Origin of the sequence: Streptomyces sp. SID3212, assembly GCF_009865405.1 — a bacterium.
Classification (GTDB): domain Bacteria; phylum Actinomycetota; class Actinomycetes; order Streptomycetales; family Streptomycetaceae; genus Streptomyces.
Genome location: NZ_WWJY01001153.1, coordinates 1 through 1,207, shown reverse-complemented (window position 1 = coordinate 1,207; position 1,207 = coordinate 1). Strand labels below are relative to the sequence as shown.

Genomic DNA, 1,207 nt, shown 5'->3' with positions numbered 1-1,207 from the left:
GGAGGCGGGTGGGGGGACTTGGCGGGTTCGCGGGGGCATTCAACGGCGCGGCGGGCTCGGGCTTCTCGTCCCTGGCGCGGGCGCGCTGTTTGCGGGTGGGCGGACTCGGCGGTGGTACGGCGTCGTGGCCCTGGCGGCGGGTCGGCGGGCTCGGGGGCAGGCTTCCCGGCTCGGGGCGACCTGCTGGTTCCTCGGTCGGCTTGTCGGCCATGCGGAGTCCTCGAAGGAGTCGGGTCCTCGGTGCCCGGCTTGCCACCGGACGGGGTACGGGGGACGGCGGTGCGGCGGGAGCGGGTGCGGCGGTACGGCAGGGGTGCGGCGGAGTCGTACGGATCAGCGGGGCGCGCCGTACTCGTCGAGTTCGACGACGGTCACCTCCACCGCCTCCGGCGGCTGGGCCAGCCCGAAGCGGCGGACGCCGGGCCAGATCTGGACGGGGCGGTCGACGCGCTTGCCGTCGACGTAGGTGCCGTTGGCCGAACCGGTGTCGGTGACGTAGAGGCCGCCCGCCCGCCAGGACAGCTCGGCGTGATTCCGGGAGATCTGGTCGAACGCGGCCAGGCCCGGCACATGGGCGCAGTCCGAGGTGTCCCGGCCGAGCCGCGTGGGTTCCTGGCCGGGGCCGCGTACGGGGATCAGCGAGCCGGCCAGCACGAGGGCCAGCTGGGGGGTAGCGGGGGCGGGGGCGACCCGGCGAGGGGAATCCTGACGGGGGGCCGGCCGTGGCGCGGGCACCGATTGCACCCGGGTGGGCGGCGGGGGAGCGGCATCGCGAGGTCCGGCCCCCGGGCCGTCGGGACGAGGCTCCGCGCGGTCGGCGGGACGGGGCTCCGCACGGCTGTGGGGACGGTGCTCCGCGCGGTCGCCGGGGCGGGGCTCCGTGCGCTCGTCGGGACGGCCCTGCGCGCGGTCGTTGGGGCGGGGCTCCGTACGGTCGTCGGGACGGCCCTGCGCACGATCGGCGGGGCGAGGCTCCGTACGGTTGTAGGGACGGTGCCCCGCGCGGTCGTCGGGGCGAGGTTCCGTGCGCTCGTCGGGACGGTCCTGCGCACGGTCGGCGGGGCGAGGCTCCGTACGGTTGTAGGGATGGCGCTCCGCGCGGTCGTCGGGGCGAGGTTCCGTGCGCTCGTCGGGACGAGCCTGCGCACGCCCGCCCGGACGGCGCTCCGCGCGGTCGCCGGGGCGAGGCTCCGTACGCCCGCCCGGA

2 protein-coding genes and 1 pseudogene are annotated in these 1,207 nt (G+C 77.5%); 1 reads left to right on the top strand and 2 read right to left on the bottom strand.

What is annotated here, in order from left to right:
- A pseudogene (locus tag GT042_RS39610) lies at window positions 1-211 on the bottom strand (hypothetical protein); the annotation flags it as partial.
- A 122-nt stretch (window positions 212-333) separates the two neighbouring features.
- A complete protein-coding gene (locus tag GT042_RS39605; protein ID WP_161312630.1) occupies window positions 334-735 on the bottom strand; it encodes an FHA domain-containing protein in 402 nt (133 codons plus the stop codon).
- Window positions 736-840: 105 nt separating this feature from the next.
- On the opposite strand from GT042_RS39605, the gene GT042_RS34490 reads away from it, so the two are divergent.
- Window positions 841-1,207: hypothetical protein (locus tag GT042_RS34490; RefSeq protein ID WP_237531482.1), on the top strand; the 367-nt coding region annotated here is incomplete at its 3' end.